General features: G+C 67.1%; 6 protein-coding genes and 1 pseudogene. 3 read left to right on the top strand and 4 right to left on the bottom strand.

Annotated features, from left to right (window positions below; translation table 11 throughout):
* Both ACFWZ5_RS45750 and ACFWZ5_RS45745 read right to left on the bottom strand, forming a co-directional pair.
* Nucleotides 1-325: hypothetical protein (locus ACFWZ5_RS45750; protein WP_384893130.1), on the bottom strand; the 325-nt coding region annotated here is incomplete at its 3' end.
* 271 nt (nucleotides 326-596) lie between these two features.
* Nucleotides 597-827, bottom strand: coding sequence for a hypothetical protein (locus tag ACFWZ5_RS45745; RefSeq protein ID WP_384893128.1), 231 nt, complete (start codon nucleotides 825-827; stop codon nucleotides 597-599).
* 312 nt (nucleotides 828-1,139) lie between these two features.
* On the opposite strand from ACFWZ5_RS45745, the gene ACFWZ5_RS45740 reads away from it, so the two are divergent.
* Nucleotides 1,140-1,430: a hypothetical protein gene (locus ACFWZ5_RS45740; RefSeq protein ID WP_384893125.1), complete on the top strand. Its 291-nt coding sequence runs from the start codon at nucleotides 1,140-1,142 to the stop codon at nucleotides 1,428-1,430.
* 12 nt (nucleotides 1,431-1,442) lie between these two features.
* Nucleotides 1,443-1,823 (top strand): annotated as a pseudogene (locus ACFWZ5_RS45735) (ATP-binding protein); the annotation flags it as partial.
* A gap of 319 nt (nucleotides 1,824-2,142) precedes the next feature.
* On the opposite strand, the gene ACFWZ5_RS45730 reads toward ACFWZ5_RS45735, so the two are convergent.
* The gene (locus tag ACFWZ5_RS45730; RefSeq protein ID WP_384893122.1) at nucleotides 2,143-2,496 is read right to left on the bottom strand and encodes a transposase; all 354 of its coding nucleotides are present in this window, start codon (nucleotides 2,494-2,496) and stop codon (nucleotides 2,143-2,145) included.
* Nucleotides 2,497-2,818: 322 nt separating this feature from the next.
* Nucleotides 2,819-3,178, bottom strand: a complete 360-nt coding sequence (locus ACFWZ5_RS45725) for a hypothetical protein (protein ID WP_384893133.1) — start codon at nucleotides 3,176-3,178, stop codon at nucleotides 2,819-2,821.
* On the opposite strand from ACFWZ5_RS45725, the gene ACFWZ5_RS45720 reads away from it, so the two are divergent.
* Nucleotides 3,140-3,289 carry a hypothetical protein gene (locus tag ACFWZ5_RS45720; RefSeq protein ID WP_384893136.1) on the top strand — a complete coding sequence of 50 codons (150 nt, stop codon included), beginning with the start codon at nucleotides 3,140-3,142 and terminating at the stop codon, nucleotides 3,287-3,289. The genes ACFWZ5_RS45725 and ACFWZ5_RS45720 overlap by 39 nt on opposite strands.
* Nucleotides 3,290-3,311: the final 22 nt, after the last annotated feature.

The raw sequence follows: 3,311 nt of genomic DNA, 5'->3' as shown, positions 1-3,311 counted from the left end.
CCGTGAGCACGGTGAGGTCTTCTCCCTCGGCGTCCCGGTCAGGAAGGAGATCCGCAACTGCATCGCCAAGTCCCGCATCGAAGAATGCGTATGCTGCGGCGCTCGGCGGGAGCCGGCCACCCGCGACGACCAGGGGCGACCGCTGTGTCCGAACTGCCTGATCACCGATCTGGCCAACCTGGAGACCTGCATCGTCTGCGGCAAGTCGCGCATGGTCAACTCCCGCGCCGCCGACGGGGCCGATGTGCCCGAACTGCCGTCCCCTGCCCATACTGCTCTGCTCGATCTGGGGCCACGCCGCACCCTGCGCGCTCTCGAAGCTCACCGGCCTGCCCCGCTGCGGCGGCTGCAGACAGCGCCAGGTCCGCTGCACCGTCTGCGGACGACTTCGCGGCATCCACTCCGGCACCGCCGACGCCCCCGTCTGCGGCCCCTGCACCACTCCGGACGCCGAGCTCTGGCGTCCATGTCCCCCTTGCGGACAAGGCGAACGGTTGCATGCTCCAGGACCGGGTCCTCGCTGCACCCTCAGGCAGCGGCTCCACGATCTCCTCGCCGATGAACACTGGCTCCATACCCTCGAAGCTGCAGCCCCTCTACGACGCCCTGGCCAGCGCCGAACGCGTGGCCACCGCGATGAGCTGGCTGTCCAAGGGCATCGTCTCCAACTGTTCTGTCCGATCCCGGCTCCGGCCACCGCCCCCCTCACCCACGAGGCCCTGGACGAACTCCCTGAAGGCAAGGTCATCGAGCACATCCTCAGTGTCCTCGTCGCCACCGAAGTGCTGCCCAAGCGGGATGAGCAGATGGTCCGGCTCGAACGGCACGTAGAAAGACCTCGTTACCTCCCGTACGACGGCCGAAGGACGCAAAGTTCTTCACCGGTATGCGACCTGGCACATCCTGCGACGGCTCCGCCGCCGCAGCCGGGGAGAGGAGATCACGCACTACCAGCTCGCGACCGCGCACCAACATCTGCGGGCTGGCCGTCTATCTCTTGGACTGGCTCGAGGAACAGAACCTGGCCCTTTCCACCTGCCGACAGGCCGACCTCGAACTCTGGATGGCGACCGACGATGTCCGCCTCCGCCGAGAGGCAGGCCAATTCGTACGCTGGGCTCTTTCCCAGAAGATCACCCGTGAAGCGATGGAACGACCCCTCACAGCCGATGGACGACGAGGCCCGCTGGGCCACCGCCCGACGCCTGCTGCACAATGACACCCTCAAGCCCGAAGACCGTCTCGTCGGCCTGTTGTTGCTCCTCTATGCCCAGTGGCCCGCAGCGATCTCCCGGCTCACCGTCGACCACATCGAGGAGACGGACGGAACTGTCCGCATCTGCCTCGGGGCCGTCCCCGTCGAGCTTCCGGCACCCGTCGCTGAGCTGGCCCTCCGGCAGGCGGAGATTCGCCGCAGTCATGCCGTCTGAGGCGTCCCCTGGAGTGTGGACACAGGGGTTTATGCCGCGATCGTGAGTTTAGCTGCTCATAGGTGCCGCTGTTCGATCTGCATCTGCGGGCCCTCGGGCACCGGAAAGTCCCACTTCGCCGAGGCCCTCGGGCAGACCGCAGTCGAGGCCGCCCTGTCCGTCACGTGGTTCACCATCGAGGACCTGGGCGCCCTGGTCCGCCGCCACCGCGCGGACGATTCCATCGCAAGCAGTAACCCCCACCCCTCCGGCTTCGACGAGATCATGCCCAAGACCCTGGCCATCGCCACGGTCGACCGCCTCATGCACCACGCTCACATCGTCGTCACCCAGGGTGACAGCTACCGGCTCACCGAAGCCACCAGCGGACAGGGGGTGAAGCCCTTCAGCTGATCAACACTGACCCGCAGGCGGGGCAATATCTGGCCGCCAGCGGGGAATCCTGCAGGCTCATCCAAGATTTCCGTGAAGCCGGTCATGAGCCATCCTGCACGACCGCCAGTGGGGAGGAACTACCGGTCGCGAGCAGGGAGTTCAAAGTGACCGTTGACAAACCAGACAGTTACACCAGATATCGCGGCCGTGACCGCCACCCCCACGCAGCCGCGACCACGATCCTGTCCGGCCCTGCGCCCGGGCAGGACCCCACCGGACCAACCAAGTGTCAACGGCCTCTTGGGGGCGGGCTCTTCGGCACTTACCGTGAAGCCTGTCAAGTGGTGAGGAGGATGCAGCGCTTGAGGAGGTCGAATCCGGCGCGTCCGTCGTGCTGGCGTTTGAGCATCTTGATCCTGTTGACGTGTCCTTCAACAGCGCCGGACTTCCAGGACACGGTCAGGCCCGCGGTTACGGCCGCGAGGTCCTTGCGCACGCCGTTGGCGAAGACGTGCAGCTCCTTGAGCTCGGTCTGTTCGACTTCCTCGAGCCAGCCGATGAGACGGTGGCCGTCGCGGCGCCGCAGGATCGTGACGAAGCAGCGAGCGAATCGGTTCGTCGCCGCGATGTACTCGCAGCGGTCGCAGAGACGCTTCACCAGGGCGTCCGCCCAGCGGCAAGTCCCGATCAACTCGGCTCCATGATCCCGGACTCTGCATGATCCACGGGGTTTTGAATAGGCTTCCCGGTTTCACCCTGCTCCCCAGGGAGTTGAGGAAGCGTCGGACGGTCTTGCGGCCCCCAGTGTAGCCGCGGGCGGCGATCTCGTCGCGCAGGGTCTGTGCGTTGTCGCAGCCCTCCATCCAGCGCGCGAGCAGGTAGGGCTTGTGCATGTCCAGGTTCGTGCGGCGTCGGCGTCGGGGGCCGGATGAGTTCCTCTGGGGAGGCGGCTTTCGCGTATCGGCGTACGGTGCTTCGGCCGTAGCCGGTGATCTGGCTGATCGTGTCGATCTTCATCCCCTTCGCGTAGAGGGGGTGGATCTGTTGTCAGCGGGCTCGGGCGTTCTCTTCGGAGCGGGTGACCACCGGCTGCTCGTGCTCGGCAGCGGGGCGAGGATCGGGTTCCGTTGCGGGTGGCTGGAGACAGGGGCGGTGACGGCGGATCGCCTTCTCGGCGGCGGTGGCCAGGTTGTGGAGGACGTGCCGTCTGTCGGCGACCTGCGGGACGCCGGGCAGGGCGCGTTGGGCGCCTTCGGCGAACGATCCGCCGCGGTCCCGACAGACGGTGCGGACGTGGTCCTGCCCTGGAGCCAGGCGGTGAAGGTGTCCGCCGTATGGTCGGGCAGCACGTCCACGGGTCGGTGTGGGCGCATGTCGATGAGGATCGTGCCGACCTTCCGGCCGCGCCGGAAGGCGAACTCGTCGACCCCCAGGGCCTCGACCGCTGGGACGGCCGGCAGCTCCAGGCGCCGGAGCTGCCGTAGCAGTGTGGAGCCGCTGAACGGC

It is taken from the genome of Streptomyces sp. NPDC059003, assembly GCF_042740445.1.
Classification (GTDB): Bacteria; Actinomycetota; Actinomycetes; order Streptomycetales; family Streptomycetaceae; genus Streptomyces.
Note: the sequence above shows the minus strand (reverse complement) of the source record. Positions and strands in the feature narration are given on the sequence as shown.

Excerpts from the sequence above, each read along its gene's own strand:
- ACFWZ5_RS45720 (WP_384893136.1), top strand. The coding sequence starts at position 3,140 with ATGGTCGGGCAGCACGTCCACGGGTCGGTGTGGGCGCATGTCGATGAG.
- ACFWZ5_RS45725 (WP_384893133.1), bottom strand. The coding sequence starts at position 3,178 with ATGCGCCCACACCGACCCGTGGACGTGCTGCCCGACCATACGGCGGAC.